The sequence below is a fragment of the Ligilactobacillus sp. genome (genome assembly GCF_036846325.1).
In the GTDB taxonomy this organism is placed as follows: domain Bacteria; phylum Bacillota; class Bacilli; order Lactobacillales; family Lactobacillaceae; genus Ligilactobacillus.
Window position 1 is genome coordinate 1 of sequence record NZ_DAIUCE010000144.1, and the last position, 3290, is coordinate 3290.

Sequence of the window (3290 nt, forward strand, 5' to 3'; positions counted from 1 at the left end):
AGATGCCAATGAAGATGGGCGTCGCCTTGCCCTAAACACTCGTAATTTATCTTGTCCGCGCGAAAGGCATTTTTGACGGCTTTGGCCACAAAAATCATTTCTTTCATAAACTTTGCCGCAAAATCTTCATCCAGATCAAAAAGTTCCGTTTCATGCTTTTTGCACAAAAAAAGCGTATAGCCTTCGATACGCTGCGTGTCCCCCAAAACAACGTACCCGGTCTCAAGTTCCTTGACAAGGAAGGGATTGGCGTCATCCTTGATCATCTGAATCCGGTCACAAATCAGGCACATGCAAATTTCCCCCTTTATTCATTCATTATTATAAAGCGAACTATCCGCTTATTATAGCATATATTTTTCAGGCAACCGAAATCTTTGAGATAAATCCACGGAAAAACAACAATTGCCATAAAAAACCACGTTGACGCAAGGCGTTCAGGAATTTTACAGGCAGATTTCAAAAATCGGCATTTTGCCCGTAACCGGGGGCTGGCTTTTACGGGCAGATTTCAAGAATCTGCTTTTTGCCCGTAACCGAGCTCTGCATTTTTCATCAACGCGAGCACCATTTCCAAAAAAGCACAAAAAAACTCTCGCCGCAGCGACGAGAGTTCCCCGTATCGGATACTCCATATCTCCTCTATCATACAATTTTTCAATGAAGCTTATCCTGAAGTTTGTCCCCTAATCTGTCAACGCCCTTGACGGCAACAACTGTTCCCCCGATCAAAATGCCGCCGACAATTGCCGTTGAAATCAGAACAACGCGTAAAAGTCCTTTTACCATCTGCATCACCTACCCATGTTCAAGCGGGACATAATAAATGAAACAAGTGCCACCAATATAACTGCGCCGATAATTGACGGAATTATGGCCATCCCGGCAAGCTGGGGTCCCCATGACCCAAGGAGTGCTTCTCCAAGCGAAGAACCAATCAATCCGGCAATGATGTTGCTGAGCCACCCCATTGACTGACCTTTGCTCGTAATGGCACCTGCAATGGCACCGATAATAGCACCGACAATCAAAACCCATAACCAATGCATAGTGAATTCCTCCTTGCTTTATTTGACTCACCATATAACACCAGGTTCCTGGAACCTACTGTCATTATATATGGAAACGCTTTCTATTTCAAATAAAAACACTCATCAAAATGAAAAATGACAATAAACATTGTTTTTTAAAAGCGTTAACTTAAATATACTTCGGGTTGACAATTACCGGAAAATACACTCAAAAAACGCCTGACAAAAAATGCCAGCCCGTAAATGCGCTGACCATGCATTTACGGGCTGGCATTGATTCCCATGAAGAATTCACGCCTGAATACCCGCCGGAAAAATAAATTCCGCTTCAGTATGCATCACCTTCAACAGAATCCAGGCATTCGCAATAAAATAAAATGTCTGCCTTTCCCTCCTGTTTCGTGTGACGGTAAACGTTCGTATCCAGACCTCCTATGTAAAATCCCGTGTTCAGGTAAAACAGGCAGGCACCGGGATTGTTGTCCTGACCTTGAGTATAAAGCCCGCAGTATCCCATGGATGATGCCACCTGCTTTGCCTTTTCAATCAGCATCCTGCCGGTGCCCTGACGCCGATGACTGTGATTGACCTTCAAATCATACAAGTACATGTACTTGAAGAAGCCTGGCTGCAGAATCGCAAGACCAACGCAGTCCTGACCGTCGTATGCTCCCAGAAAGATGCTGTCCTTCATGTCATCGTAGTCATAGTTCTCATCCGGGAAGCACATTTCCTCAACTTCGCCGCGCCTGAGCTCCCAGGTCCACTTTCCGTCCTCATAGCGGGGAATTATTTTACCGAACATGCTGAACGGCTCGTTTGGAATATTGATGTCTTCCCTGTTTTCCGGTCCGATTAGCCTGATTTCAATCATGATTCACAAATCCCCCATTTTCTCAGTCTTTTCTTCATCTACCAAGAGTGCTTTTTTCATTTTTTCATCCTCGCAATCGTTTCTTCTGGTGAAATGCAGTGTGCATACCGCCCCGGCCAGATGAAGTCGTTGTAATACCCGTATGTCTGCCTGCCCGTCATGTATTCGTTATCCATCGTGGTGTTCGCATGCTTCGGAACTATGACGGAAAAGCCATGTTCAAATCCGCACTTGACGGTCGCATCAATGCAGTAATCGGTCATGAGTCCCGCAACAGCAACTTCTTTTTCCTGCTTTTCCTGCAAATATTCAAGCAGGCCGCTTTCCTTGAAAATGCTGTTGACGGTTTTGGTGAAGATTTTTTCACCAGACTGCGGTTTAAAAGAGTCATAAATTTCAAAACCGTCCTTCCCCCTGCTCAATTCCCCGTCTTCGCCATCATCATGGCGAACATAAACGACTTCAGTTCCCGACTCCCGTGCAGAAAAAATCAGTTGCCTGACTGTATCTTCAAAACGTGCAGAATCGTATAAGTCGTTCTTCATAACCAGCTTTTGTAAGTCTATAACTACAAGTATCATACCAATATCACTCCACATGAATTATCCGCCTATTATAGCATATATTTTGCCATTCAGACGCAAAACAGGATATAATTACACGAAGAAATCCAAAGGAGGAATCATCATGATCATTACGACTACGACAGGCGTTGAAAACCGGACAATCAGCTCATACGAAGGCATCGTCTTCGGCGAAGTCATCACCGGAATCAACGTCATCAAGGATATCGGCGCAGGCCTGCGCAATGTCTTCGGCGGACGTTCCAAAGGATACGAAGACGAACTTGTCGAAGCCCGTGAACAGGCTCTGGACGAAATGGCCGACCGTGCAGGAAAACGCGGATGCGATGCGGTTGTCGGCGTGAAGATGGACTATGAAGTCCTCGGCTCGGACAACGGGATGCTGATGGTTACATGCAGCGGAACTGCGGTAAAACTGGACTGAAAGACTAAGAAAGTGAATTGCGAATTGCTAGTTCGTAATATTTAACAAAAAAGCCCAACATAGTTAGACTCATAAATGAAGTAAAAATCTAAAAGGAGCACTAGCTATGTTGAACCACTTTCATTCTAAGCTTAATCGCCATAATTTTCAAATTAAATTTGGTCACTGTCGCCTGATGATGCGTCATTTAATTAAGCGTTACGTCCCAGGAAAATACCTGAAACGGAGAAACGTTGAAAATACTAAGCTGTCTGATGCCTCATTGTTGGCTTTAATGTGCTTGAAGGTTCAATATCAGGTTGCTGCCTGGAAAAAGTTCTATCAATTGGTTAACGATGTCATGCCTTCGCTGCCATTGCTGGAGTATTCTCGCTTCA

6 protein-coding genes and 1 pseudogene are annotated in these 3290 nt (G+C 44.5%); 2 read left to right on the forward strand and 5 right to left on the reverse strand.

Annotation, left to right across the window (positions count from 1 at the left end):
- The 5 genes from V7Z60_RS09425 to V7Z60_RS09445 all read right to left on the reverse strand — a co-directional run.
- A partial coding sequence (locus V7Z60_RS09425; protein WP_334117560.1) for an HIT family protein occupies positions 1–293 on the reverse strand: 293 nt, incomplete at its 3' end.
- Positions 294–657: 364 nt separating this feature from the next.
- Entirely contained in the window at positions 658–795 is a 138-nt protein-coding gene (locus tag V7Z60_RS09430) for a hypothetical protein (protein WP_334117561.1), read from the reverse strand.
- On the reverse strand, positions 795–1049 hold the full coding sequence (locus V7Z60_RS09435) for a GlsB/YeaQ/YmgE family stress response membrane protein (protein WP_334117562.1): 255 nt from the start codon (positions 1047–1049) through the stop codon (positions 795–797). The genes V7Z60_RS09430 and V7Z60_RS09435 overlap by 1 nt, the downstream gene beginning before the upstream one ends.
- A gap of 310 nt (positions 1050–1359) precedes the next feature.
- Entirely contained in the window at positions 1360–1905 is a 546-nt protein-coding gene (locus V7Z60_RS09440; RefSeq protein ID WP_334117563.1) for a GNAT family N-acetyltransferase, read from the reverse strand.
- Positions 1906–1961: 56 nt separating this feature from the next.
- On the reverse strand, positions 1962–2486 hold the full coding sequence (locus tag V7Z60_RS09445) for a cysteine hydrolase family protein (protein ID WP_334117564.1): 525 nt from the start codon (positions 2484–2486) through the stop codon (positions 1962–1964).
- 106 nt (positions 2487–2592) lie between these two features.
- Between V7Z60_RS09445 and V7Z60_RS09450 the strand changes: the two genes are divergently transcribed.
- Both V7Z60_RS09450 and V7Z60_RS09455 read left to right on the forward strand, forming a co-directional pair.
- Positions 2593–2913, forward strand: a complete 321-nt coding sequence (locus V7Z60_RS09450) for a heavy metal-binding domain-containing protein (protein WP_334117565.1) — start codon at positions 2593–2595, stop codon at positions 2911–2913.
- Between the two features lie 106 nt (positions 2914–3019).
- A pseudogene (locus V7Z60_RS09455) lies at positions 3020–3290 on the forward strand (IS982 family transposase); the annotation flags it as partial.

Coding starts and splice junctions, on each gene's coding strand:
- V7Z60_RS09445 (WP_334117564.1), bottom strand. CDS start 2,486: ATGATACTTGTAGTTATAGACTTACAAAAGCTGGTTATGAAGAACGAC.
- V7Z60_RS09430 (WP_334117561.1), bottom strand. CDS start 795: ATGCAGATGGTAAAAGGACTTTTACGCGTTGTTCTGATTTCAACGGCA.
- V7Z60_RS09450 (WP_334117565.1), top strand. CDS start 2,593: ATGATCATTACGACTACGACAGGCGTTGAAAACCGGACAATCAGCTCA.
- V7Z60_RS09435 (WP_334117562.1), bottom strand. CDS start 1,049: ATGCATTGGTTATGGGTTTTGATTGTCGGTGCTATTATCGGTGCCATT.
- V7Z60_RS09440 (WP_334117563.1), bottom strand. CDS start 1,905: ATGATTGAAATCAGGCTAATCGGACCGGAAAACAGGGAAGACATCAAT.